Origin of the sequence: Bacillus sp. FSL K6-3312 (assembly GCF_038007485.1) — a bacterium.
Taxonomy (GTDB): domain Bacteria; phylum Bacillota; class Bacilli; order Bacillales; family Bacillaceae; genus Bacillus; species Bacillus pumilus.
Window position 1 is genome coordinate 1 of the sequence record NZ_JBBOXI010000001.1, and the last position, 25,979, is coordinate 25,979.

The 25,979-nt window shown below is 42.9% G+C and carries 16 protein-coding genes, 3 tRNA genes, 3 rRNA genes, 1 pseudogene and 1 other annotated feature; of the genes and pseudogenes, 19 read left to right on the forward strand and 4 right to left on the reverse strand.

What is annotated here, in order from left to right:
• From dnaA to rrf, 12 genes are all read left to right on the forward strand, one after another.
• Window positions 1-1,341 (forward strand): chromosomal replication initiator protein DnaA, encoded by a 1,341-nt coding sequence (gene dnaA, locus MHI11_RS00005; protein WP_003214781.1) that lies wholly within the window; start codon window positions 1-3, stop codon window positions 1,339-1,341.
• Window positions 1,342-1,537: 196 nt separating this feature from the next.
• Window positions 1,538-2,674 carry a DNA polymerase III subunit beta gene (gene dnaN / locus MHI11_RS00010; RefSeq protein WP_044139028.1) on the forward strand — a complete coding sequence of 379 codons (1,137 nt, stop codon included), beginning with the start codon at window positions 1,538-1,540 and terminating at the stop codon, window positions 2,672-2,674.
• A gap of 150 nt (window positions 2,675-2,824) precedes the next feature.
• A complete protein-coding gene (yaaA, locus tag MHI11_RS00015; RefSeq protein WP_003215257.1) occupies window positions 2,825-3,040 on the forward strand; it encodes a S4 domain-containing protein YaaA in 216 nt (71 codons plus the stop codon).
• A gap of 16 nt (window positions 3,041-3,056) precedes the next feature.
• Entirely contained in the window at window positions 3,057-4,169 is a 1,113-nt protein-coding gene (gene recF / locus MHI11_RS00020) for a DNA replication/repair protein RecF (protein WP_340960163.1), read from the forward strand.
• Window positions 4,170-4,186: 17 nt separating this feature from the next.
• Window positions 4,187-4,432, forward strand: coding sequence for an extracellular matrix regulator RemB (gene remB, locus MHI11_RS00025; protein ID WP_041815080.1), 246 nt, complete (start codon window positions 4,187-4,189; stop codon window positions 4,430-4,432).
• 57 nt (window positions 4,433-4,489) lie between these two features.
• A complete protein-coding gene (gene gyrB / locus MHI11_RS00030; RefSeq protein WP_044139139.1) occupies window positions 4,490-6,406 on the forward strand; it encodes a DNA topoisomerase (ATP-hydrolyzing) subunit B in 1,917 nt (638 codons plus the stop codon).
• A 230-nt stretch (window positions 6,407-6,636) separates the two neighbouring features.
• Window positions 6,637-9,138 (forward strand): DNA gyrase subunit A, encoded by a 2,502-nt coding sequence (gyrA, locus tag MHI11_RS00035; protein WP_217012627.1) that lies wholly within the window; start codon window positions 6,637-6,639, stop codon window positions 9,136-9,138.
• A 366-nt stretch (window positions 9,139-9,504) separates the two neighbouring features.
• Window positions 9,505-11,053: ribosomal RNA gene (locus MHI11_RS00040) — 16S ribosomal RNA — on the forward strand.
• A 95-nt stretch (window positions 11,054-11,148) separates the two neighbouring features.
• Window positions 11,149-11,225 (forward strand) — tRNA-Ile (locus tag MHI11_RS00045).
• Window positions 11,226-11,239: 14 nt separating this feature from the next.
• Window positions 11,240-11,315, forward strand: a tRNA-Ala gene (locus tag MHI11_RS00050).
• Window positions 11,316-11,413: 98 nt separating this feature from the next.
• Window positions 11,414-14,344, forward strand: a 23S ribosomal RNA gene (locus MHI11_RS00055).
• A gap of 61 nt (window positions 14,345-14,405) precedes the next feature.
• Window positions 14,406-14,521, forward strand: a 5S ribosomal RNA gene (rrf, locus tag MHI11_RS00060).
• The 16S, 23S and 5S rRNA genes sit together here with 2 tRNA genes alongside, the layout of an rRNA operon.
• A gap of 41 nt (window positions 14,522-14,562) precedes the next feature.
• On the opposite strand, the gene MHI11_RS00065 is transcribed toward rrf, so the two are convergent.
• Window positions 14,563-15,501: a YaaC family protein gene (locus tag MHI11_RS00065; protein WP_340960165.1), complete on the reverse strand. Its 939-nt coding sequence runs from the start codon at window positions 15,499-15,501 to the stop codon at window positions 14,563-14,565.
• A gap of 121 nt (window positions 15,502-15,622) precedes the next feature.
• Between MHI11_RS00065 and guaB the strand changes: the two genes are divergently transcribed.
• On the forward strand, window positions 15,623-17,089 hold the full coding sequence (gene guaB, locus MHI11_RS00070) for an IMP dehydrogenase (RefSeq protein ID WP_003218109.1): 1,467 nt from the start codon (window positions 15,623-15,625) through the stop codon (window positions 17,087-17,089).
• Between the two features lie 160 nt (window positions 17,090-17,249).
• A complete protein-coding gene (locus MHI11_RS00075; RefSeq protein WP_340960166.1) occupies window positions 17,250-18,575 on the forward strand; it encodes a D-alanyl-D-alanine carboxypeptidase family protein in 1,326 nt (441 codons plus the stop codon).
• Window positions 18,576-18,613: 38 nt separating this feature from the next.
• Here the strand turns inward: MHI11_RS00075 and pdxR are convergent, their stop codons facing one another.
• Window positions 18,614-20,092: a MocR-like pyridoxine biosynthesis transcription factor PdxR gene (gene pdxR, locus MHI11_RS00080; RefSeq protein ID WP_106067748.1), complete on the reverse strand. Its 1,479-nt coding sequence runs from the start codon at window positions 20,090-20,092 to the stop codon at window positions 18,614-18,616.
• Window positions 20,093-20,337: 245 nt separating this feature from the next.
• Between pdxR and pdxS the strand changes: the two genes are divergently transcribed.
• From pdxS to MHI11_RS00105, 5 genes and pseudogenes are all read left to right on the forward strand, one after another.
• Entirely contained in the window at window positions 20,338-21,222 is an 885-nt protein-coding gene (pdxS, locus tag MHI11_RS00085) for a pyridoxal 5'-phosphate synthase lyase subunit PdxS (RefSeq protein ID WP_044140451.1), read from the forward strand.
• Between the two features lie 21 nt (window positions 21,223-21,243).
• On the forward strand, window positions 21,244-21,834 hold the full coding sequence (gene pdxT / locus MHI11_RS00090) for a pyridoxal 5'-phosphate synthase glutaminase subunit PdxT (protein WP_050945825.1): 591 nt from the start codon (window positions 21,244-21,246) through the stop codon (window positions 21,832-21,834).
• Between the two features lie 53 nt (window positions 21,835-21,887).
• Window positions 21,888-22,104 (forward strand) — a binding site (T-box leader).
• Between the two features lie 49 nt (window positions 22,105-22,153).
• The gene (serS, locus tag MHI11_RS00095; protein ID WP_044140449.1) at window positions 22,154-23,428 is read left to right on the forward strand and encodes a serine--tRNA ligase; all 1,275 of its coding nucleotides are present in this window, start codon (window positions 22,154-22,156) and stop codon (window positions 23,426-23,428) included.
• A gap of 597 nt (window positions 23,429-24,025) precedes the next feature.
• Window positions 24,026-24,361, forward strand: a pseudogene (locus MHI11_RS20870) (methyl-accepting chemotaxis protein); the annotation flags it as partial.
• A 129-nt stretch (window positions 24,362-24,490) separates the two neighbouring features.
• Window positions 24,491-24,583, forward strand: a tRNA-Ser gene (locus MHI11_RS00105).
• A gap of 89 nt (window positions 24,584-24,672) precedes the next feature.
• Here the strand turns inward: MHI11_RS00105 and MHI11_RS00110 are convergent.
• Both MHI11_RS00110 and MHI11_RS00115 read right to left on the reverse strand, forming a co-directional pair.
• Window positions 24,673-25,332: a deoxynucleoside kinase gene (locus MHI11_RS00110; RefSeq protein WP_340960167.1), complete on the reverse strand. Its 660-nt coding sequence runs from the start codon at window positions 25,330-25,332 to the stop codon at window positions 24,673-24,675.
• Window positions 25,329-25,952, reverse strand: coding sequence for a deoxynucleoside kinase (locus MHI11_RS00115; protein ID WP_044140447.1), 624 nt, complete (start codon window positions 25,950-25,952; stop codon window positions 25,329-25,331). Before MHI11_RS00115 ends, MHI11_RS00110 begins: the two co-directional genes overlap by 4 nt.
• Window positions 25,953-25,979 lie beyond the last annotated feature (27 nt).

The window sequence follows — 25,979 nt, forward strand, 5'->3', positions numbered from 1 at the left end:
ATGGAAAATATTTTGGATCTCTGGAATAAAGCACTTCAAAAAATAGAGACAAAGTTGAGCAAACCCAGTTTTGAGACATGGATGAAATCGACAAAAGCCCATTCTCTTCAAGGTGATACGCTCACAATTACGGCACCTAATGAATTTGCTAGAGACTGGCTGGAATCAAGATATCTTCACTTAATTGCTGATACCATCTACGAACTGACAGGTGAAGAGCTCAGCATTAAATTTATCATTCCTCAAAATCAAGATGAAGTGGAAGCTATGCCAAAGTCTCCAATTAAAAAAATGTCTAAAGAAGATCCCGTCGATATTCCACAAAATATGCTGAATCCAAAATATACATTTGACACTTTTGTTATTGGTTCAGGCAACCGATTTGCGCATGCCGCTTCACTTGCAGTTGCGGAAGCACCAGCAAAAGCATATAATCCGCTCTTTATTTATGGGGGCGTTGGTTTAGGAAAGACTCACTTGATGCATGCGATTGGTCATTATGTCATCGACCATAATCCATCAGCCAAAGTGGTCTATCTATCATCTGAAAAATTTACAAATGAATTTATCAACTCAATCCGAGACAACAAAGCTGTCGATTTCCGTAATCGCTATCGGAATGTCGATGTGCTTTTGATAGATGATATTCAATTTTTAGCAGGAAAAGAACAAACACAAGAAGAGTTTTTCCATACATTCAACACACTTCACGAAGAAAGTAAGCAAATCGTCATTTCTAGTGATCGGCCGCCGAAAGAAATTCCGACACTTGAAGACAGATTACGCTCTCGATTCGAATGGGGCTTAATCACAGACATTACCCCGCCAGATTTAGAAACACGTATTGCAATTTTACGAAAAAAGGCAAAAGCAGAAGGCTTAGACATTCCGAATGAAGTCATGCTTTATATTGCCAATCAAATCGACAGCAATATTCGTGAACTGGAGGGTGCTTTGATTCGTGTCGTTGCTTACTCTTCTTTAATTAATAAAGACATCAATGCGGATCTAGCAGCTGAGGCGCTAAAGGACATCATTCCTTCGTCGAAGCCAAGGATCATTACAATTAAAGATATTCAAAGAATTGTAGGGCAGCAATTTAATATTCGTTTAGAGGATTTCAAAGCGAAGAAACGTACGAAGTCAGTTGCTTATCCAAGACAAATTGCCATGTATCTCTCTAGAGAAATGACCGATTCCTCTCTGCCTAAAATAGGAGAAGAATTTGGAGGTCGTGATCATACGACTGTCATTCATGCTCATGAGAAAATTTCGAAATTAATCGTTGAAGATGAACAGCTTCAGCAGCATGTGAAAGAAATAAAAGAACAATTGAAATAACCTAGCTGATATAATAAGTACGGGGAAATGTGAATAACTAGAGCATAGTCATACACAGTCTGTCCACATGTGGATAGGCTGTCTTTCCTTTCTTTTTACCGACTTATCCACATATTCACAAGCCCTACTATTACTTCTACGATTTTTATTAATAAAATATATATACATGTCATTAAGAAAATTTAGGAGGACCACTATGAAATTCACGATTCAAAAAGATCGTCTTGTCGAAAGTGTCCAAGATGTATTAAAGGCCGTATCCTCTAGAACAACGATACCTATTTTGACAGGGATAAAAATTGTTGCATCTGATGAGGGGGTTTCTCTCACAGGAAGTGACTCCGATATCTCAATTGAATCCTTTATCTCTCTAAGAGATGGAGATTTAGAAGTGATCACGATTGATCGTCCAGGGAGTATTGTGCTTCAGGCCCGCTTCTTTAGTGAAATTGTGAAGAAACTGCCAATGGCTACTGTCGAAATTGAAGTAGAACAAAATCACCTCACCATCATCCGTTCTGGTTCAGCGGAATTTAACTTAAACGGCTTAGATGCTGAGGAATATCCGCATCTTCCGCAAATTGAAGAGCATCATGCATTTCAAATCCCGACAGACTTGCTTAAAAACTTAATTCGTCAAACCGTTTTTGCAGTGTCCACCTCAGAAACACGACCTATCTTGACAGGTGTAAACTGGAGGGTAGAAAAAGGTGAATTAATATGCACAGCGACGGATAGCCACCGTCTTGCTTTAAGAAAAGCAAAGTTGGATATTGACGAGGAAAGTTCATACAATGTCGTGATTCCAGGGAAAAGTTTAACAGAGTTAAGTAGAATCCTTGATGACGGACAAGATCTTGTGAGCATCGTAATTACAGAAACGCAAGTTCTCTTTAAAGCACAAAACGTGTTGTTCTTCTCAAGATTGCTGGATGGTAATTATCCAGATACAGCTCGCCTGATCCCGCAGGAAAGTAAAACGGATGTCGTAGTCAACACGAAGGAATTCCTTCAAGCCATTGATCGTGCATCACTTTTGGCAAGAGAAGGGCGCAATAACGTCGTAAAGCTGTCAGCTGATCCTGAACAAAGCCTTGAGATTTCTTCTAATTCACCTGAAATTGGTAAAGTAGTCGAAACGGTTCAAGCAGATGACATTAAAGGGGAGGACCTCAAAATCTCCTTCAGTCCAAAATATATGCTAGATGCGTTAAAAGTATTAGAGGGAACTGAAATTCATGTAAGCTTCACTGGAGCCATGAGACCGTTCCTATTGCGCACGCCAAATGATGATTCAATCTTGCAGTTGATTCTTCCAGTCAGAACATATTAATTCAACCTAAAATAGCTGCTGTGAGAGTGCACAGCAGCTTTTCTTCTCGTTTACCATGCTTTCTTTCATCCCAGTTCGCTTTCCCCCTTTCCTTCTTGTCTTGTTTTTTAGTACAATTAGTTATTAGTGATATTGAAAGAGGTCGATACAATGCCTAATCTTATAACCATTGAGAAAGAAATGATTACATTAGGGCAATTTTTGAAATTAGCCGAAGTCATCCAATCTGGCGGAATGGCGAAATGGTTTTTAAGTGAACATGAGGTGTTCATTAATCAAGAGCCAGATAATAGACGGGGACGCAAACTATACCCAGGAGATGTTGTCGAGATAGAAGGTTATGGCACATTTCAAGTTGTGAATTAGAAACGGGTGACAATACATGTACATTCAAAGTCTGGCGTTAACTTCATACCGAAACTATGAACACACCGAGCTTCAATTCGACAACAAGGTGAATGTCATGATCGGTGAGAATGCCCAAGGTAAAACGAACTTGATGGAAGCGATCTATGTATTGTCGATGGCAAAGTCGCATCGTACGTCAAATGATAAAGAACTTATCCGATGGGACCAAGACTATGCTAAAATAGAAGGTAGAGTCATCAAAAAAAATGGTCCACTCCCTATGCAGCTCGTGATTTCAAAAAAAGGGAAAAGGGGCAAGGTCAATCACATTGAACAACAGAAGCTCAGTCATTATGTTGGTGCGTTAAACACCATCATGTTTGCACCAGAGGACTTAAGTCTTGTAAAGGGCAGCCCGCAAATCCGCAGAAGATTTCTCGATATGGAGATTGGACAAGTTTCTGCTGTCTACTTGCATGATTTATCGCTCTATCAAAAAATTCTCTCTCAGCGGAATCATTACTTGAAACAATTGCAGACAAGAAAGCAAAAAGATCAAGCGATGCTGGAGGTTTTAACAGAGCAGTTGATTGATGCGGCAGCGAAAGTTGTCAAAAGACGACTGACTTTTACGAAACAGCTCGAGAAATGGGCGCAGCCGTTGCATTTTGGCATTTCTAGAGAGCTAGAAACACTCACGCTCCAATACCACACGTCGATAGAGGTATCAGAAGCGTCAGACTTGTCGAAAATAAAGAATAGCTATGAAGAATCGTTTCAGAAACTAAGAGACAGAGAAATAGACCGAGGAGTGACGCTGTGGGGACCTCACAGAGATGACCTTCTTTTCTTTGTGAATGGTCGGGATGTTCAGACATATGGCTCTCAAGGGCAGCAAAGAACAACAGCTCTTTCACTAAAGCTGGCAGAAATCGACTTGATACACGAAGAGATTGGAGAATATCCCATTCTTCTACTCGATGATGTTTTATCTGAACTTGATGATTACAGACAGTCTCATTTGCTCCATACCATTCAGGGACGTGTACAGACCTTCGTCACCACAACAAGTGTTGAAGGCATCGATCACGCCACCTTGAAAGAAGCGGAAATTTTCAGAGTAGCCAGTGGAAAAGTAATTGACTGATAAATGAGGTGTGGGTCTTGTATATTCATTTAGGTGATGATTGTGTTGTTTCTACACGAGAGATTGTCGCAATTGTTGATTATAAAATGAGGTCGTCTTCTGTTGTAGAAGAGTTTCTCCAAAAACAAGAAGGACAAATCATTTCGTTATCACAAGGGACACCCAAATCCATCGTCGTCACAACTAAATCTGTTTATTACTCTCCTCTTTCCTCAAGCACGCTCAAAAAACGTGCTTCATTTGTGATTGAAATTGAAGTCTAAAAGCTCAATTCATATAAATATATCGTTTAAGAAAAGTGTAGGTGAATGTACGTGGCAATGGAACAGCAACATAATAGTTATGATGAAAATCAGATACAGGTGCTTGAAGGACTAGAAGCTGTTAGAAAACGTCCAGGAATGTACATTGGGTCAACCAGTGCAAAAGGACTTCACCATCTTGTATGGGAAATTGTCGACAACAGTATTGATGAGGCTTTAGCTGGATATTGCACAGATATTACGGTGCAAATTGAAAAGGATAATAGCATTACAGTGAAAGATAATGGCCGCGGAATTCCTGTTGGGATTCATGAGAAAATGGGACGTCCTGCTGTAGAGGTTATTATGACTGTTCTTCACGCTGGCGGTAAATTTGACGGCAGCGGTTATAAAGTATCTGGCGGTCTGCATGGCGTAGGGGCATCTGTTGTTAATGCGTTATCTACGACCTTAGACGTGACCGTATATCGTGATGGGAAAATTCATTATCAACAATTCAAACGCGGTGTTCCAGTTGGAGATTTAGAGATCATTGGTGAAACAGATGTTACAGGGACAACCACTCATTTTGTGCCAGATACAGAAATTTTTACTGAAACCATTGAATTTGATTACGACACACTTGCCAACCGTGTACGTGAGTTAGCTTTCTTAACAAAAGGTGTCAACATCGTTATTGAAGATTTACGTGAGGGGAAAGAACGACGAAATGAATACTGCTATGAAGGCGGTATTAAGAGCTATGTAGAACATTTAAATCGCTCAAAAGAAGTCGTTCATGAAGAACCCGTTTACATTGAAGGTGAAAAAGATGGAATCACGGTTGAAGTGGCATTACAATATAACGATTCCTATACAAGCAACATCTATTCCTTCGCCAACAATATCAACACGTATGAAGGCGGAACACACGAAGCAGGCTTTAAAACAGGGCTGACGCGTGTCATCAATGATTATGCTCGTAAAAATGGCGTATTCAAAGATGGAGACTCGAATTTGAGCGGTGAAGATGTGCGAGAAGGCTTAACAGCCATTATCTCCATCAAACATCCAAATCCTCAATTCGAAGGACAAACGAAGACAAAGCTTGGGAACTCAGAAGCAAGAACCATTACCGACTCCCTTTTCTCTGAAGCACTTGAGAAATTCCTCTTAGAGAACCCTGATGCTGCAAAGAAAATTGTGGAGAAAGGCGTGATGGCAGCTCGTGCAAGAATGGCTGCCAAAAAGGCACGTGAGCTGACAAGACGTAAAAGTGCACTGGAAGTCTCCAGCTTACCAGGGAAACTGGCGGACTGTTCTTCTAAAGACCCTTCCATCTCTGAACTTTATATCGTAGAGGGAGATTCAGCGGGCGGATCTGCTAAGCAAGGCCGTGATCGTCACTTCCAAGCGATCTTACCGTTAAGAGGGAAGATCTTAAACGTTGAAAAAGCGCGACTAGATAAAATTCTATCGAACAACGAAGTTCGTTCTATGATTACAGCGTTAGGAACTGGAATCGGTGAAGACTTCACTTTAGAGAAAGCTCGCTATCACAAAGTTGTGATCATGACGGATGCGGATGTCGATGGTGCCCATATTCGCACGCTGCTCTTAACGTTCTTCTATCGCTACATGCGTGAAATCATAGAAAACGGTTATGTGTATATTGCGCAGCCACCTTTATTTAAAGTGCAGCAAGGTAAACGTGTTGAGTATGTGTATAACGATAAACAGCTAGATGAGCTGCTAAAGACATTGCCTCAAACACCAAAACCTGGACTTCAGCGCTATAAAGGTCTTGGAGAAATGAACGCAACTCAGCTTTGGGAAACAACAATGGATCCTGATGCGAGAACACTTCTTCAAGTGACGCTTGAAGATGCGATTGATGCTGATGAGACATTTGAAATGTTGATGGGAGATAAAGTAGAACCGAGACGAAACTTTATCGAAGAAAATGCACAATACGTGAAAAATCTTGATATTTAGATAGGTCCCCTTGAGAACAACCTTATTTCTTGTTTGGAATAAGGTTGTTTTTCAAGATTTAGGCCTGTGAAACGAATGTCCTGGTTTTCTATGTTTCGTTGATTTTCTAGTAAATTAATGTGTATAAAGCAGAGATTATTGATATAATGAAGAATAGTCTTGTGAAGATAAATACATATTTTACTCCCACATAATTTATTTCATGTGATACGTAAAGGGAGGTTCTTATAGTGAGTGAACAACATACACCAAATGTACGCGAAGTGAATATCAGCCAAGAAATGCGTACGTCCTTTTTAGATTATGCAATGAGTGTGATTGTGTCGCGTGCATTACCAGATGTGCGTGACGGATTAAAGCCCGTGCATCGAAGAATTTTGTATGCGATGAATGACCTAGGTATGACAAGTGATAAACCATTTAAGAAATCTGCACGTATCGTCGGGGAAGTTATCGGTAAGTATCACCCTCACGGTGACAGCGCTGTATACGAAGCGATGGTTCGTATGGCGCAAGACTTCAACTATCGTTATATGTTAGTAGATGGTCATGGAAACTTTGGTTCAGTCGATGGAGACGGAGCAGCGGCGATGCGTTATACCGAGGCGCGTCTATCGAAGATTTCTATGGAAATCCTCCGTGATATCACTAAGGATACCATTGATTATCAAGATAACTATGACGGCAGTGAAAGAGAGCCAATGGTGATGCCTGCAAGATTCCCGAACTTATTGGTCAACGGAGCGACAGGAATTGCTGTAGGAATGGCGACCAATATTCCGCCACACCAATTAGGTGAAGTGATTGATGGGGTATTGGCTATCAGTCAAAACCCTGAAATGACCACACAGGAACTTATGGATATCATCCCAGGCCCAGATTTCCCAACAGCAGGTCAAATCATTGGCCGAAGTGGTATTCGGAAGGCGTATGAGACAGGGCGCGGCTCTATCACATTAAGAGCAAAATCGGATATTGAGGAAACATCTAGTGGTAAACAGCGCATTGTTATCAATGAGATCCCTTACCAAGTCAACAAAGCCCGTTTAATTGAAAAAATTGCTGATCTTGTGCGTGATAAAAAGATTGATGGCATTACAGATTTGCGCGATGAATCAGATCGTAATGGTATGCGTATTGTCATTGAACTGCGTAGAGATGCAAACGTTCATGTTCTATTAAACAATCTTTATAAACAAACGACACTTCAAACGTCTTTTGGTATCAACTTATTAGCACTTGTTGATGGACAGCCGAAAGTCTTGTCCCTCAAACAATGTCTTGAGTATTATCTAGAGCATCAAAAAGTGATCATTCGCAGAAGAACAGCGTATGAGCTGCGTAAAGCAGAAGCAAGAGCACATATTTTAGAAGGTCTGAGAATTGCACTTGATCACTTAGATGAAGTCATTGCTTTAATTAGAGGCTCTCAAACTGCAGAAATTGCGAGAAATGGTTTGATGGAAAACTATAGCTTGTCTGAAAAACAGGCACAGGCCATTCTTGATATGCGACTTCAGCGTTTGACTGGTCTAGAACGAGAAAAGATAGAAGATGAATATAAAGGACTTGTTGATTTGATTGCTGAATTAAAAGCCATCCTAGCAGACAATGAGAAAGTACTTGAAATCATTAGAGAAGAATTAATAGAAATCAAAGAGCGCTTCAATGATACTCGACGTACTGAAATTGTGACAGCGGGTATTGAAACAATTGAAGACGAAGATTTGATTCCTGTTGAGAACATCGTGATTACACTGACTCATAATGGTTACATTAAGCGTCTCCCTGCATCAACATACCGCAGTCAAAAAAGAGGCGGTAAAGGTGTCCAAGGAATGGGGACCAACGAGGATGATTTCGTTGAACAACTGATCTCAACATCGACCCACGATACAATCCTCTTCTTCTCCAATAAAGGGAAGGTCTATCGTGCGAAAGGGTATGAGATTCCTGAATTCGGACGGACAGCGAAAGGGATTCCGATTATTAACCTTCTTGAAGTAGAAAAAGGAGAGTGGATTAACGCCATTATCCCAGTAAGCGAATTTGATGAAGATTCGTACCTCTTCTTTACAACAAGACACGGTGTATCGAAACGAACAACATTGTCTCAGTTTGCAAACATTCGAAACAATGGTCTTATTGCTCTGAGCCTGCGTGACGAAGATGAACTGATGGCCGTTCGTTTAACCAATGGAGAAAAACAAATCATCATTGGGACGAAAAAGGGGATGCTGATTCGTTTCGCCGAGACAGATGTTCGTGAAATGGGACGTACGGCAGCTGGGGTCAAAGGGATCACACTTTCTGAGGATGACATCGTCGTTGGAATGGAAATCCTTGAGCCAGATGCAAACGTATTGATCGTAACTGAAAGAGGTTATGGTAAATTAACGCCTGAAAAAGAATATCGTGTTCAAACTCGAGGCGGTAAAGGTCTTAAAACATGCAAGATCACTGACAACAATGGTCCGCTTATCACAGTGAAGGCGACCAATGCTGAAGCTGAAGAAGACTTGATGATTATTACAGGGAGCGGTGTCATCATTCGTATGGCCGTTTCAGACATTTCGACAACAGGCCGTGTCACTCAAGGTGTCCGCCTAATCCGTCTTGGTGATGAGGAACATGTCGCAACAGTGGCATTAGTTGAACAATCACAAGAAGACGATGAAGATAATGAAGAGAACGTAGAAAATATAGAGTCAGATCAAGAGCAATCTGAGTAAAAATAAAGCCGGTTCTTCACCGGCTTTATTTTTTTTGAAAAAACATCACTTTTTTTGAAATTTATAATGCTTTTTTCATAGATATGTGTTAATCTTTCAAAGGAGCAAAAAGAGGCTCTATTTTTTTATCTCATTCCCCAGTAAAAACTTCTTAGAAAAACAAAATGTTTTTTAAGAAAAATGTTGACTGTTGATAGAGATATATGATATATTTAAGTGGTCGCTTTAAGAGAGTGACACACAAGTTCTTTGAAAACTAAACAAGACAAAACGTACCTGTTAATTCGAGTTTTATAAAAAAATCCTATGAAACATCATAGGTAGTCAGTCAAACGCTGACGAAAAACAAAACTTCGGTTTTGTACTTTTTCGGAGAGTTTGATCCTGGCTCAGGACGAACGCTGGCGGCGTGCCTAATACATGCAAGTCGAGCGAACAGAAGGGAGCTTGCTCCCGGATGTTAGCGGCGGACGGGTGAGTAACACGTGGGTAACCTGCCTGTAAGACTGGGATAACTCCGGGAAACCGGAGCTAATACCGGATAGTTCCTTGAACCGCATGGTTCAAGGATGAAAGACGGTTTCGGCTGTCACTTACAGATGGACCCGCGGCGCATTAGCTAGTTGGTGGGGTAATGGCTCACCAAGGCGACGATGCGTAGCCGACCTGAGAGGGTGATCGGCCACACTGGGACTGAGACACGGCCCAGACTCCTACGGGAGGCAGCAGTAGGGAATCTTCCGCAATGGACGAAAGTCTGACGGAGCAACGCCGCGTGAGTGATGAAGGTTTTCGGATCGTAAAGCTCTGTTGTTAGGGAAGAACAAGTGCGAGAGTAACTGCTCGCACCTTGACGGTACCTAACCAGAAAGCCACGGCTAACTACGTGCCAGCAGCCGCGGTAATACGTAGGTGGCAAGCGTTGTCCGGAATTATTGGGCGTAAAGGGCTCGCAGGCGGTTTCTTAAGTCTGATGTGAAAGCCCCCGGCTCAACCGGGGAGGGTCATTGGAAACTGGGAAACTTGAGTGCAGAAGAGGAGAGTGGAATTCCACGTGTAGCGGTGAAATGCGTAGAGATGTGGAGGAACACCAGTGGCGAAGGCGACTCTCTGGTCTGTAACTGACGCTGAGGAGCGAAAGCGTGGGGAGCGAACAGGATTAGATACCCTGGTAGTCCACGCCGTAAACGATGAGTGCTAAGTGTTAGGGGGTTTCCGCCCCTTAGTGCTGCAGCTAACGCATTAAGCACTCCGCCTGGGGAGTACGGTCGCAAGACTGAAACTCAAAGGAATTGACGGGGGCCCGCACAAGCGGTGGAGCATGTGGTTTAATTCGAAGCAACGCGAAGAACCTTACCAGGTCTTGACATCCTCTGACAACCCTAGAGATAGGGCTTTCCCTTCGGGGACAGAGTGACAGGTGGTGCATGGTTGTCGTCAGCTCGTGTCGTGAGATGTTGGGTTAAGTCCCGCAACGAGCGCAACCCTTGATCTTAGTTGCCAGCATTTAGTTGGGCACTCTAAGGTGACTGCCGGTGACAAACCGGAGGAAGGTGGGGATGACGTCAAATCATCATGCCCCTTATGACCTGGGCTACACACGTGCTACAATGGACAGAACAAAGGGCTGCGAGACCGCAAGGTTTAGCCAATCCCATAAATCTGTTCTCAGTTCGGATCGCAGTCTGCAACTCGACTGCGTGAAGCTGGAATCGCTAGTAATCGCGGATCAGCATGCCGCGGTGAATACGTTCCCGGGCCTTGTACACACCGCCCGTCACACCACGAGAGTTTGTAACACCCGAAGTCGGTGAGGTAACCTTTATGGAGCCAGCCGCCGAAGGTGGGACAGATGATTGGGGTGAAGTCGTAACAAGGTAGCCGTATCGGAAGGTGCGGCTGGATCACCTCCTTTCTAAGGATATATGGAGCAGCGTGCGTTTTCGTCTTGTTTAGTTTTGAAGGAACTTGCAAAAGATCCTACAACATCATATCTTCGATATGAAAGATGGGCCTGTAGCTCAGCTGGTTAGAGCGCACGCCTGATAAGCGTGAGGTCGGTGGTTCGAGTCCACTCAGGCCCACCATCTTCTATTAAATCGGGGCCTTAGCTCAGCTGGGAGAGCGCCTGCCTTGCACGCAGGAGGTCAGCGGTTCGATCCCGCTAGGCTCCACCAACGTGTTCTTTGAAAACTAGATAACAATAAGTAATACATTCACATTGAATGCAATGCAAAGTTCATCACACATAGTGATTCTTTCTAAAGTAAGAAATGGTTAAGTTAGAAAGGGCGCACGGTGGATGCCTTGGCACTAGGAGCCGATGAAGGACGGGACGAACACCGATATGCTTCGGGGAGCTGTAAGCAAGCTTTGATCCGGAGATTTCCGAATGGGGAAACCCACTGCTCGTAATGGAGTAGTATCCATACTTGAATACATAGAGTATGAGAAGGCATACCCGGGGAACTGAAACATCTAAGTACCCGGAGGAAGAGAAAGCAAATGCGATTCCCTGAGTAGCGGCGAGCGAAACGGGAACAGCCCAAACCAAGAGGCTTGCCTCTTGGGGTTGTAGGACACTCTATACGGAGTTACAAAGGAACGATATAAGCGAAGAGGTCTGGAAAGGCCCGCCAAAGAAGGTAACAGCCCTGTAACTGAAATGTTGTTCTCTCCAGAGTGGATCCTGAGTACGGCGGAACACGTGAAATTCCGTCGGAATCCGGGAGGACCATCTCCCAAGGCTAAATACTCCCTAGTGACCGATAGTGAACCAGTACCGTGAGGGAAAGGTGAAAAGCACCCCGGAAGGGGAGTGAAATAGATCCTGAAACCGTGTGCCTACAAGTAGTCAGAGCCCGTTAAAGGGTGATGGCGTGCCTTTTGTAGAATGAACCGGCGAGTTACGATCCCGTGCAAGGTTAAGCAGAAGATGCGGAGCCGCAGCGAAAGCGAGTCTGAATAGGGCGCATGAGTACGTGGTCGTAGACCCGAAACCAGGTGATCTACCCATGTCCAGGGTGAAGTTCAGGTAACACTGAATGGAGGCCCGAACCCACGCACGTTGAAAAGTGCGGGGATGAGGTGTGGGTAGGGGTGAAATGCCAATCGAACCTGGAGATAGCTGGTTCTCTCCGAAATAGCTTTAGGGCTAGCCTCAAGGTAAGAGTCTCGGAGGTAGAGCACTGATTGGACTAGGGGCCCCTACCGGGTTACCGAATTCAGTCAAACTCCGAATGCCGATGACTTATCCTTGGGAGTCAGACTGCGAGTGATAAGATCCGTAGTCGAAAGGGAAACAGCCCAGACCGCCAGCTAAGGTCCCAAAGTATACGTTAAGTGGAAAAGGATGTGGAGTTGCTTAGACAACCAGGATGTTGGCTTAGAAGCAGCCACCATTTAAAGAGTGCGTAATAGCTCACTGGTCGAGTGACTCTGCGCCGAAAATGTACCGGGGCTAAACGTATCACCGAAGCTGCGGACTGTTCTTACGAACAGTGGTAGGAGAGCGTTCTAAGTGCTGTGAAGTCAGACCGGAAGGACTGGTGGAGCGCTTAGAAGTGAGAATGCCGGTATGAGTAGCGAAAGACGGGTGAGAATCCCGTCCACCGAATGCCTAAGGTTTCCTGAGGAAGGCTCGTCCGCTCAGGGTTAGTCGGGACCTAAGCCGAGGCCGAAAGGCGTAGGCGATGGACAACAGGTTGATATTCCTGTACCACCTCCTCACCATTTGAGCAATGGGGGGACGCAGGAGGATAGGGTAAGCGCGGTATTGGATATCCGCGTCCAAGCAGTTAGGCTGGGAAATAGGCAAATCCGTTTCCCGTAAAGGCTGAGCTGTGATGGCGAGCGAAATTTAGTAGCGAAGTTCCTGATTCCACACTGCCAAGAAAAGCCTCTAGCGAGGTGAGAGGTGCCCGTACCGCAAACCGACACAGGTAGGCGAGGAGAGAATCCTAAGGTGATCGAGAGAACTCTCGTTAAGGAACTCGGCAAAATGACCCCGTAACTTCGGGAGAAGGGGTGCTTCTTAGGGTGTTAAAGCCCCGAGAAGCCGCAGTGAATAGGCCCAGGCGACTGTTTAGCAAAAACACAGGTCTCTGCGAAGCCGTAAGGCGAAGTATAGGGGCTGACGCCTGCCCGGTGCTGGAAGGTTAAGAGGAGCGCTTAGCGTAAGCGAAGGTGCGAATTGAAGCCCCAGTAAACGGCGGCCGTAACTATAACGGTCCTAAGGTAGCGAAATTCCTTGTCGGGTAAGTTCCGACCCGCACGAAAGGCGCAACGATCTGGGCACTGTCTCAACGAGAGACTCGGTGAAATTATAGTACCTGTGAAGATGCAGGTTACCCGCGACAGGACGGAAAGACCCCGTGGAGCTTTACTGCAGCCTGATATTGAATGTTGGTACAGCTTGTACAGGATAGGTAGGAGCCTTGGAAACCGGAGCGCTAGCTTCGGTGGAGGCATCGGTGGGATACTACCCTGGCTGTATTGACCTTCTAACCCGCTGCCCTTATCGGGCAGGGAGACAGTGTCAGGTGGGCAGTTTGACTGGGGCGGTCGCCTCCTAAAATGTAACGGAGGCGCCCAAAGGTTCCCTCAGAATGGTTGGAAATCATTCGCAGAGTGTAAAGGCACAAGGGAGCTTGACTGCGAGACCTACAAGTCGAGCAGGGACGAAAGTCGGGCTTAGTGATCCGGTGGTTCCGCATGGAAGGGCCATCGCTCAACGGATAAAAGCTACCCCGGGGATAACAGGCTTATCTCCCCCAAGAGTCCACATCGACGGGGAGGTTTGGCACCTCGATGTCGGCTCATCGCATCCTGGGGCTGTAGTCGGTCCCAAGGGTTGGGCTGTTCGCCCATTAAAGCGGTACGCGAGCTGGGTTCAGAACGTCGTGAGACAGTTCGGTCCCTATCCGTCGCGGGCGCAGGAAATTTGAGAGGAGCTGTCCTTAGTACGAGAGGACCGGGATGGACGCACCGCTGGTGTACCAGTTGTTCTGCCAAGGGCATCGCTGGGTAGCTATGTGCGGACGGGATAAGTGCTGAAAGCATCTAAGCATGAAGCCCCCCTCAAGATGAGATTTCCCATTCCGCAAGGAAGTAAGATCCCTGAAAGATGATCAGGTTGATAGGTCTGAGGTGGAAGCGTGGTGACACGTGGAGCTGACAGATACTAATAGATCGAGGACTTAACCTATATTCTAATGTGAAGCTTGAACATTGTTATCTAGTTTTGAGAGAACATTCTCTCCATCAGGTTTGGTGGCGATAGCGAAGAGGTCACACCCGTTCCCATACCGAACACGGAAGTTAAGCTCTTCAGCGCCGATGGTAGTTGGGGGTCTCCCCCTGTGAGAGTAGGACGCCGCCAAGCTTTTCTAAGGATCAGTTCCATAAGGAACTGGTCTTTTTTGTTTATTTTTCTAACAGCATCATGATATAAGCTGGGAACTTCTCTTCGGCAATCTCCATGTAGCGCTCAATCATGACATAATCATCACTAATGTATTGAGACAGCAGCTCGTACCACCATTCAGTTTCGTAGCGGGCAATCATACTGAGATTATACATTAATAAGTAATGGCTGATAATTTCAGGAATCCCTAAAAATGAATCACGCGTTGACGGAATATACCATTGATCCATTTCTAAATCATAATGAAGATGAGTAGCGAGCGCTGGGTTTTCTTCTAGAGATACATCAAACGTCAGCTTTTTGGCTTCTCTCTGTTTGAGTTTCCAACTTGTATGAAACTCAAAGTATTCAATAAAACGTTCAGCAGACATGTTATATAGCAATGGAATATGATCTTGAATCATCATCCCATTGGCCTTTTCCACTTTAACTAATGTCGAGGGCTGCTTTTGAAACTCCAGAATATGACTCATTTCAGGTATCTTTGAAAGGAGATGAATCATCGTAAATCGCTCATCTTCAAGGCCATTTAAATGAAATAAATGCTTTAACACATGCATGCATAGTCCATTTCGCTGAATTTTTACTTCATCTTCACTAAAACGGTAGTGCTGCTTCTTTCTCTTTCTCGATGTTACGCCATGGGCCAAAACAGAGGTTTGAGAAGGATAGTGAGGATCAACTGTCAGTAAACATGCCTTTAGCAACTGAGCCATTCCATAAAACAATAAAATGGGCTTCAGTTCTAGTGGGGCGATAGCTGCCTGTTCGTAGAACGTATGGCCATGCTTTAAAAAATAAATAAACCGTTCACAGTTTTTATAGGCTTGCTGGTTTGCATCTTGAATGTTCCGTTTCTCATATTGTTGATATAGAAACTTTTGGGAAGTTTCAAGTGAGTAAAAACGTTTTAAATCCTTCCATCCTGAACTTTTCATCTTCTTCCTCAACTCTCTTTATATTTTCTAAAAATTGCAACTGTTTGTTGCTTCCTTGACATGCTGTTTGCTAGTTGATAATCTACATATAATATTTTGCCGAAAAGAGGGGGATTTACTAATGTGGGAAAGTAAATTTTCAAAAGAAGGTTTGACGTTTGACGATGTTTTGCTTGTTCCAGCTAAGTCTGAAGTACTTCCGCGAGATGTCGATTTATCAGTTGAGTTAACAAGCACATTAAAACTAAACATTCCAATTATCAGTGCAGGAATGGACACGGTGACTGAATCACAAATGGCGATTGCAATGGCACGTCAAGGTGGTCTTGGTATCATTCATAAGAACATGTCTATAGAGCAACAAGCAGAACAAGTGGATAAAGTAAAACGTTCAGAGCGCGGCGTTATTACAAATCCATTCTTCTTAACACCTGAGCATCAAGTATTTGATGCAGAGCACCTAATGGGTAAGTACCGTATTTCAGGTGTACCAATTGTAAATAACATAGAAGATCAAAAGCTTGTTGGTATTATTACGAACCGTGACCTTCGTTTTATTTCGGATTATTCAATGAAGATTAGCGATGTGATGACAAAAGAGGAACTTGTGACAGCTTCAGTAGGTACGACGTTAGAAGAAGCTGAAAAAATTCTACAGCAATATAAAATTGAAAAATTACCTCTTTTAGATGACGAAGGAACGTTAAAAGGTCTCATCACCATCAAAGATATTGAAAAAGTGATCGAATTCCCTAACTCCTCTAAAGATGCACATGGCCGTTTAATTGTTGGCGCCGCTGTTGGTGTCACTGGCGATACAATGACTCGTGTGAGAAAATTAGTCGAAGCCAATGTGGATGTCGTTGTCATTGATACCGCTCATGGTCATTCACAAGGTGTTCTAAACACTGTATCGAAAATCCGTGAAACGTATCCTTCTCTTAATATCATTGCTGGTAATGTTGCAACAGCCGAAGCAACAAAAGCATTGTTTGAAGCAGGAGCAGATATTGTGAAAGTCGGTATCGGACCAGGATCTATTTGTACAACACGTGTTGTTGCAGGTGTTGGTGTACCACAAATCACAGCGATCTATGACTGTGCAACAGAAGCAAGAAAACATGGTAAAGCTATTATTGCAGATGGTGGAATTAAATATTCAGGTGATATCGTAAAAGCTCTAGCATCTGGTGGACATGCTGTAATGCTTGGAAGCCTTCTAGCTGGTACATCTGAAAGCCCAGGGGACACAGAAATTTTCCAAGGTAGACGCTTCAAAGTTTATCGCGGTATGGGTTCAGTCGCTGCAATGGAAAAAGGAAGTAAAGATCGTTACTTCCAAGAAGATAATAAAAAATTCGTTCCAGAAGGTATTGAAGGCCGTACACCATACAAAGGACCAGTCGTTGATACAGTGTATCAACTCGTTGGCGGTATCCGTTCTGGTATGGGCTATTGTGGAACGCAGGACTTACGCTCACTTAGAGAAGATGCACAGTTCATTCGCATGACTGGTGCAGGACTTCGTGAGAGTCATCCACATGATGTACAAATTACAAAAGAATCACCAAACTACACAATTTCTTGATAAATTGTGACAATCAAATTACATTTGACAGGGTCTATGACTCTGTCTATTTTTTTTGTCTTTATTGTGATAAAATTTATACTGTTGTGTTGAAATAAGCCCTTGTGGATTAAATATATATGAAATATGTCGAAAAAAGATGATAACGGAGGTATGACGATTGAACAGCAAGATATTGAAACAGCTTATGGTCTCTATCCTTGCACTGGCATTGATTGTGACAGCATTTACACCAATGTCCAAAGCAAAAGCAACTGAAGATCCATTCAATGTGAATGCGAAAGCAGCGATCCTAATTGAAGCTTCTACAGGTAAGATTCTTTATAGTAAAAACGCAGAGCAAAGACTGCCTATTGCAAGTATGGCAAAGATGATGACAGAGTATCTATTACTAGAGGCGATTGCTGAAGGCAAAGTGAAATGGGATCAAACGTATACGCCAGATGATTATGTATACGAAATTTCTCAGGACCGCAGTTTATCAAACGTTCCTTTGAGAAAAGATGGCTCGTATACAGTGAAAGAACTTTATCAAGCAACGGCTATTTATTCCGCAAATGCAGCAGCAATTGGCTTAGCAGAAGTGATTGCTGGATCAGAATCGAAGTTCGTTGAAAAAATGAACGCAAAAGCGAAAGAATTAGGTTTAACAAACTACAAATTCGTGAATGCAACTGGACTAGAAAATAAAGACTTACATGGCAAACAGCCAAAAGGTACAGGTCCTGATGAAGAAAGTGAAGTATCTGCGAAAGATATGGCATTGCTTGCACAGCATCTCATCAAAGACCACCCAGAAATTCTTGAAACATCAAGTATTGCGAAAACAAAGTTCAGAGAAGGCACAGATGATGAAATGGACATGCCTAACTGGAACTTCATGCTTAAAGGACTTGTGAAGGAATATAAAGGTGTAGACGGTCTGAAAACAGGTTCTACAGATTCAGCTGGTTCTAGCTTCACAGGTACCGCTAAACAAGGTGACATGCGTGTCATCGCAGTGATCTTGAATGCAAAAGGTAATCTTCATACAGCACGTTTTGACGTGGCGAAAAAACTGTTCGATTATGCGTTTAAAAACTTCACGATGAAAGAAATGTACAAAAAAGGTCAACAGATCAAAGGACATGAAAACATCGAAGTCGACAAAGGTAAAGACAAAGAAGTACCTGTCGTTACGAAAGAAGCTTTCTCTGTGCCAGTAAAAAATGGTGACGAAAAGAGCTTTAAAGCAAAAGTAAATATCGAGAAAACGAAACTAGAAGCTCCTATTAAAAAAGGAACGAAGGTTGGCATGCTGACGACTTCTTATTCAGGTGATGAGAAGGACTACGGCTATTTGAATAAAGATCAATCAGGTGTTGAGCTTATAACGAAAACAGGCGATGAAAAAGCAAACTGGTTCATCCTTGCAATGCGTAGTGTAGGTGGATTCTTCGCTGGCATTTGGGGCGGAATCGTTGACACAGTTAAAGGTTGGTTCTAATAAAAAACTGCTCTCTATGCATGAGAGCAGTTTTTTTATTAAAAGAAAAGCGATTGTTTGTGATTTTGAGGAGTGGACAAGGCTTGCTGAAAAATACCACATAACTTTTCCACTCCCTCGGTCAGTGCCTTTTCATTCACATAAGAAAAGCTGAGGCGGATATAGTTTTGCTTCGGCTCTCCAGGATAGCACACAGAGCCAGGCAGAAAGGTGATTTGCTGCTTACGTGCCTCATGCAGAAGTGCACGTGTATCGACCCAGGAAGGAAAGCTAAGCCACAAATTGAGCCCACCCTGAGGAATTTGCCACGTCACATCTTTTGGTGCATGCTTCGTTAATACATTTATCATTAAATCACGTCTCACCATCAAGGCGGTTCTCAACTTTTTCGTATGATCAATCATTTTCTTTGAAGTCAGAAATGGCAGAATGGCTTTTTGTGTGAGAAGAGGGCTGCCTAAATCATTATTGGCCTTTGCAGCTAATAAACGATTAAATATCGAGCCTGAAGCAGTAATAATCCCAATTCTGCATCCTGGAGCAAGTGTTTTACTTAAACCTCGTAAATAAATGACGTGTCCATCATGATCCAGACTTTTGATAGGTGCTGGCGGCTTCTTTTCGAAATAAAGCTCACGATAAGGATCATCCTCTACAATAAGACAATCAATACTTTGAGCCAGTAAGAGAAGTTGTTTTCTGCGTTTCATTGACATACTGGCGCCTGTTGGACTGTGAAAAGTAGGAATCGTGTAGATGAGCTTTGGTTTATATTTATCACAAATGCTTTGAAGCTGCTTCATGTTCATTCCTTCATGATCAACCGGGACTGTAATAATTCTTGCCCCTCTCCCCATAAAGACATCAATGGCGCCTGGATAGGTCGGTGCTTCCATGACAACTACATCATCAGGACCGATAAACGCACGTGCGACCAGATCAAGCCCTTGCTGAGAACCACTAGTTACAAGGATATTCTCAGGAGTAGAAGGCACATCTAGCTTTTCTAAAAAAGACTGAATGACCTGCCGAAGCTGAAGATCCCCTTGAATTTCCCCATACTTTGACATGATTTGAGGATGTCTCGCTAGGACATGCTGCATTTCTTTTTCTAAATAACGGTTTGGCAAAAGCCCTGGATCGATCATAGAGGAAGAAAGGTTGATCGCTTCTTCGACATAGTGGTACTGAGCAAATTGAGACCGTGGTAAATAATCCGGAATGGATAACTGCCAATCAAAAGAGGTAGATGATGGAACCGGAATCTCTGACTGCTTTTGCAATTCATCCACAAACGTTCCTTTTCCTTGCACAGTCGTTAAATATCCGTCGTCCTTCAGCCGGGTGTATGCCTTTGCTGCCGTGACAAGACTCACATTCAGCTGCTTTGCTAAATCACGTACAGTTGGCAGCTTATCTCCCTGCTGAAGCAAACCCGATTGGATATGATCAATGATTGAAAAGTAAATCTGATTTGAAAGCGATGTATCAGAATGTCGATGGATATCAATATGCATGAGAAACCTCCATTGAGTGCAAAATTGTTATACATGAATTTGAATTGTTATAGTTACATTATAGCATGTAAATGACACCTCAAAGAAAGAATGACATATTTTTAGCAGGTAATCGTTTATATACAAGGGTTTAAGCTTATTTGTCGGCGGATTGAATTGTTATACTATTCTCTTTATTGTTATACTACCTCACTTGTATGATAAAGGGGTAAATCAATCGAATTGACAAATGGGAGGAAACTATTGTGAGCAATAAGGGAACTGAACGAGTGAAACGTGGAATGGCAGAAATGCAAAAGGGTGGCGTCATTATGGATGTCGTCAATGCTGAACAGGCAAAGATCGCAGAAGAAGCAGGTGCGGTGGCAGTTATGGCACTAGAACGCGTACCAGCTGATATCCGTGCAGCCGGCGGTGTTGCCCGTATGGCAGACCCAAGAATCGTAGAGGAAGTACAAAATGCAGTAACGATTCCAGTCATGGCAAAAGCACGTATCGGCCATATCGTCGAGGCTCGTGTTCTTGAAGCACTTGGTGTTGATTATATCGATGAGAGTGAAGTGCTGACGCCCGCAGATGAGGAATTCCATTTAAATAAAAATGAATACACAGTACCTTTTGTCTGTGGTTGCCGTGACTTAGGTGAAGCAACCCGCCGTATCGCAGAAGGTGCTTCTATGCTTCGCACAAAAGGGGAGCCTGGGACAGGCAACATTGTAGAAGCTGTCCGTCATATGAGAAAGGTCAATGCTCAGATTCGTAAAGTAGCAGCAATGAGTGAAGATGAACTGATGACAGAAGCGAAGAACCTGGGAGCACCGTATGATTTATTGCTTCAAATCAAAAAAGACGGCAAGCTCCCAGTTGTTAACTTTGCAGCGGGAGGCGTTGCGACACCAGCAGATGCTGCGTTAATGATGCAGCTTGGAGCAGACGGTGTATTTGTTGGATCTGGTATTTTTAAATCAGACAATCCAGCGAAATTTGCAAAAGCAATTGTTGAAGCAACGACTCACTTCACAGATTACCGTCTCATTGCAGAGCTTTCAAAAGAGCTTGGAACAGCCATGAAAGGAATTGAAATCTCAAATCTACTGCCAGAAGAGCGTATGCAAGAGCGTGGCTGGTAATTAAGGGAGCGGCAAACGAACATGCTAACAATTGGTGTACTAGGGCTTCAAGGAGCCGTGAGAGAGCATATTCAATCGATTGAAGCCTGCGCTGCAGAAGGGAAGATCATCAAACGAGCAGAAGAGCTAGCATCTGTTGACGGTCTTATTATCCCTGGTGGAGAAAGCACGACGATGAGAAGACTCATGGATACGTACCAATTCATTGAACCGATCAAAGCGTTCGCTGCAGAAGGGAAACCGATTTTCGGGACATGTGCCGGTTTGATTATGCTGGCAAAGCATATAGAAGATCGAGACGATGCTCATCTTGGACTGTTAAATGTATCTGTTGCACGGAATTCATTTGGCAGACAGGTAGACAGCTTTGAAGCAGATTTAGAAGTAAAAGGACTGGATGCGCCGTTTACAGGAGTGTTCATCCGTGCGCCTCATATCATCAGCGCAGATGAGAGTGTAGACATCATGGCTGAATATGATGGCAGGATTGTGATGGCGAAGGAAAACAATATCTTAGGCTGTTCTTTTCATCCAGAGCTGACAGACGACCACCGGTTAACACAACTGTTTGTTGAAATGGTGAAATCCTATAAAACGAAGCTCGCTGTATAAAACGGTTGAAAAGAGATAAAACTTATAGTACATTAAAATCACAATCAAAGATCGAAAAAGCGTTGACGGGAAATAGTAAGAAGCCCCTCTTTCTCAGAGAGCCGATGGTTGGTGCGAATCGGTGAAAGATGCAGTCTGAATCCATCCTTGAGCGAAATGCTGAAACACGAGAAGTAAGCATTTACGGTGATACCGTTACAGAGGAAAGAGGAAAGCATGCTTCTGCATGTTTTCAATCAGGGTGGCAACGCGAGAGCTCTCGTCCCTTTCATGGGATGAGGGCTCTTTTTATTTTTCGATAAAAAAAGGAGTGTTACACATGCTGGATATTAAACAACTGCGCACGGACTTTGATCAAATCAAAGAAAAATTAGCACACCGAGGCGAAGATTTAGCAGATTTTGATAAGTTTGGTGAGCTGGATCAAAAAAGAAGAGAATTAATCGGAAAAACAGAAGAATTAAAGAGCCGAAGAAATGAAGTATCACAGCAAGTGGCTGTTCTAAAAAGAGAAAAGAAAGACGCCGATCACATTATTCAAGAAATGCGTGAGGTAGGAGATGAGATTAAGAAGCTGGATGATGAGCTACGAACAGTAGAAGAAAGCTTGCAGCATATCCTATTCTCTATTCCGAATATCCCTCATGACACTGTACCCGTTGGGGAAACAGAAGATGACAACGTGGAAGTGAGAAAATGGGGCGAACAGCCGGCATTCTCATTTGAGCCAAAGCCACATTGGGACGTAGCGGATGAGTTAGATATTCTAGATTTTGAACGTGCAGGAAAAGTGACAGGAAGCCGTTTCGTTTTTTATAAAGGGCTTGGCGCACGCTTAGAGCGCGCACTGTATAACTTCATGCTCGATTTACATGTGGATGAGTTTGGTTTTACTGAAGTGATTCCACCTTATATGGTTAACAGAGCAAGCATGACAGGAACTGGTCAGCTTCCAAAGTTCGAAGAGGATGCCTTTAAAATTCGAGAAGAAGATTACTTCCTCATTCCAACGGCTGAAGTGCCAATCACCAACATGCACCGTGACGAAATCCTTGAAGGGGAACAGCTGCCAATCAATTATGCAGCATTCAGTGCTTGCTTTAGATCAGAGGCTGGATCTGCCGGCAGAGATACACGCGGACTCATCCGTCAGCATCAATTTAATAAGGTAGAGCTTGTGAAATTTGTTAGACCTGAAGATTCTTATGAAGAATTAGAGAAACTAACAAATCAAGCAGAAAAAGTCCTTCAGTTATTAAATCTGCCATACCGTGTCATGAGCATGTGTACGGGAGATTTAGGATTCACGGCTGCGAAAAAATACGACATCGAAGTATGGATTCCGAGCCAAGATACGTATCGTGAAATTTCTTCTTGCAGTAACTTTGAAGCATTCCAAGCAAGACGTGCAAACATTCGATTCCGTCCAGAGCCTAAAGCCAAGCCAGAGCATGTGCACACATTAAATGGATCTGGTTTAGCAGTAGGAAGAACCGTGGCGGCCATTTTAGAAAACTATCAACAAGAGGACGGCACTGTGATCATTCCTGAAGTACTGCGTCCTTATATGGGAAATAAAGAAGTTATGAAATAAGATGCCGCTATGGCATCTTTTTTCTTTTTCCCAAAAGTCCTACAGTTTTCCTAAATTTAGCCGATAGAAATACTAAAAGCTTCTAGGAAAGAAGGAATAACCTTGAATAGGCTTGACTATTATGTTGAAATGGCTCAATTAATTAGAAAAGTTCTAGATGAAAGTATCCTTTTTGGCATCACTGATACAGAGAAGGTGCTTTGTTACTATCCGTCTAAAACAATAGATTTTGGCATGAAGGTTGGGGACCCATTGAACCCAGAAGACCAAAACGTGGCGACGACATTAAGAGGACAAGAATATGACGGTCATTTACCAGAGTCTTTATATGGTTATGAAATTGCAGTAAAAGGTTACCCGATTTTTGATGAAAATAGAAAAGTAATTGGCTCTTTTTTAGTGGCTTTTTCACATCATCGTGAAAAGAAATTAAGCGGTTATATGGAGCATATCAATGATGTAGCGAAAGAACTTCAAAGTGGAATTGAGCAAATCGCTGCGCATTCACAAGAGCTGGCTGCCACAAGTTTAGAAATAAGCGAACAGGCAGGAAGAGCGGAAGAGAAATCTGCAAATATTGAAGAAGTCGTCAAAACCATTGGCGGGATTGCTAGACAAACCAACTTGCTAGGGCTAAATGCTGCAATTGAAGCAGCAAGAGCAGGAGAGAATGGAAAAGGGTTTGCTGTCGTGGCTGATGAAGTTCGTAAATTATCAGATGGATCAAAGGAAGCGGCTGAAACCATTAATACCTTCTTAAAAGAGATCCAAGACAGCATTGGCACTTTGTCTGAAAACATCTCACAAATCAGCAGTTCAACAAATGAACAAGCAAAACAAGTGACAGATTTTACGAAAATTATTGAATCATTAAATGAGTTTAAAGAAGAGATGAATCATTTTATTGAAGAGATTAGACAGGATACAAAATAGATCAAGAGCAGCCGTCGATGGCTGCTTTTTTATGGGCAGATTCTCATACCAAAATAACTTATTGAAATTTTTTTCGAAAAGATGTTGACTTGAAATAAAACGATATGGTATATTAATTCTTGTCGATACGGAGGAATACCCAAGTCCGGCTGAAGGGATCGGTCTTGAAAACCGACAGGGGTGTCAAAGCCCGCGGGGGTTCGAATCCCTCTTCCTCCGCCATATTGATTTTTTACCTTAGTTGAATTGAAACGCAAGCATAAAAATTGGAATTGTCAAACCGCTGCATTCGCGAAATGCAGCGGTTTTTTTTATTTTGTTTTAGAGAGATTTTTTTGAATAACAGAAGCTATTTCATGAAGAATGGGATCAAGTGAGCTTTCATCATGAAGTAAGTCATAATCTTCAATGTTAATTATAATCACTGGACATAAATCGAATTGTTCGATCCATTCCGTGTATCGCATGTACATTTCTTCCCAATAGGCTCGGTCCGTTTGAGTTTCCATCTCTCTGCCGCGTTCCTCAATACGATGTAAAATATGATCTAAATCCCCGTGTAAATAGATGAGAACATCAGGGTGAGGGAAGTAAGGTGTCATCACCATCGCCTCGAATAGACTCGTATACGTTTCATAATCTACTTCAGACATCGTACCTTTGTCCGCATGCATTTTTGCGAAAATGCCTGTGTCCTCATAAATTGAACGATCTTGCACATATCCTCCACCAGATTCAAAAATCCGTTTTTGCTCCTTAAAACGCTCAGCTAGGAAATAGACCTGTAAATGGAAGCTCCATCTTTGGAAATCTGAATAAAAGGGCTCTAAGTATGGGTTATCATCTACTTTTTCAAGAGAGGTTTGAAAGCCAAGCTTGTCCGCTATTGTTTTAGTCATAGTTGATTTTCCGACACCAACAGTCCCGGCGATTGTGATCACTGCATCCTTTGGTATTTCGATATTGTTCATAGCACTTGCTCCTTTATGTTCTGTACAATTTGCTGGTAATCTTGCTGTGAGGAAACGAAGTCTGTATGATCTCCTTCAATTGTAATGATAGGAAGCCCTGGGTCAGTCTGCTTTAAATGCTCAATGGCCAGCTCATAATCTTCAATGAGTGTTTTTAAATAAGCCGGATCAATGTCTTCTTCAAAAGAGCGTCCTCTCATCTGTATTCTTTCAAGTAAGGTAGGAAGGCTGGCTTTTATATAGATGATGGCATTTGGTTTAGGAAGATCATCTGTTAGCAGGTGATAGATCTTTCTGTATTTGTCCATGTGCTTTTTTGATAATGTTCTTTCTGCAAATATCATATTTTTATAGACATGATAATCAGTGACAATCGGCTGCTGTTGATTCACATAGTTTTCTTGAATAGATTCTAATTGTTTGAACCGATTGCATAAAAAGAACATCTCAAGCTGAAAGCTCCATTGTTCCATATCTTCATAAAATTTATCTAAGAATGGATTTTCTTCTACAATCTCTTTTACTAAAGGAAATTGAAATTCCTTCGCAAGCATTGTAGCCAAAGTTGTTTTTCCGGCTCCAATTGGGCCTTCCACTGCAATAAAAGGGGCAGGATACATAGGCGTTCTCCTCTATCTATAAAGTTG

Coding starts and splice junctions, on each gene's coding strand:
- dnaA (WP_003214781.1), top strand. CDS start 1: ATGGAAAATATTTTGGATCTCTGGAATAAAGCACTTCAAAAAATAGAG.
- dnaN (WP_044139028.1), top strand. CDS start 1,538: ATGAAATTCACGATTCAAAAAGATCGTCTTGTCGAAAGTGTCCAAGAT.
- yaaA (WP_003215257.1), top strand. CDS start 2,825: ATGCCTAATCTTATAACCATTGAGAAAGAAATGATTACATTAGGGCAA.
- recF (WP_340960163.1), top strand. CDS start 3,057: ATGTACATTCAAAGTCTGGCGTTAACTTCATACCGAAACTATGAACAC.
- gyrB (WP_044139139.1), top strand. CDS start 4,490: ATGGAACAGCAACATAATAGTTATGATGAAAATCAGATACAGGTGCTT.
- MHI11_RS00065 (WP_340960165.1), bottom strand. CDS start 15,501: ATGAAAAGTTCAGGATGGAAGGATTTAAAACGTTTTTACTCACTTGAA.
- guaB (WP_003218109.1), top strand. CDS start 15,623: ATGTGGGAAAGTAAATTTTCAAAAGAAGGTTTGACGTTTGACGATGTT.
- pdxR (WP_106067748.1), bottom strand. CDS start 20,092: ATGCATATTGATATCCATCGACATTCTGATACATCGCTTTCAAATCAG.
- pdxT (WP_050945825.1), top strand. CDS start 21,244: ATGCTAACAATTGGTGTACTAGGGCTTCAAGGAGCCGTGAGAGAGCAT.
- serS (WP_044140449.1), top strand. CDS start 22,154: ATGCTGGATATTAAACAACTGCGCACGGACTTTGATCAAATCAAAGAA.
- MHI11_RS00110 (WP_340960167.1), bottom strand. CDS start 25,332: ATGAACAATATCGAAATACCAAAGGATGCAGTGATCACAATCGCCGGG.
- MHI11_RS00115 (WP_044140447.1), bottom strand. CDS start 25,952: ATGTATCCTGCCCCTTTTATTGCAGTGGAAGGCCCAATTGGAGCCGGA.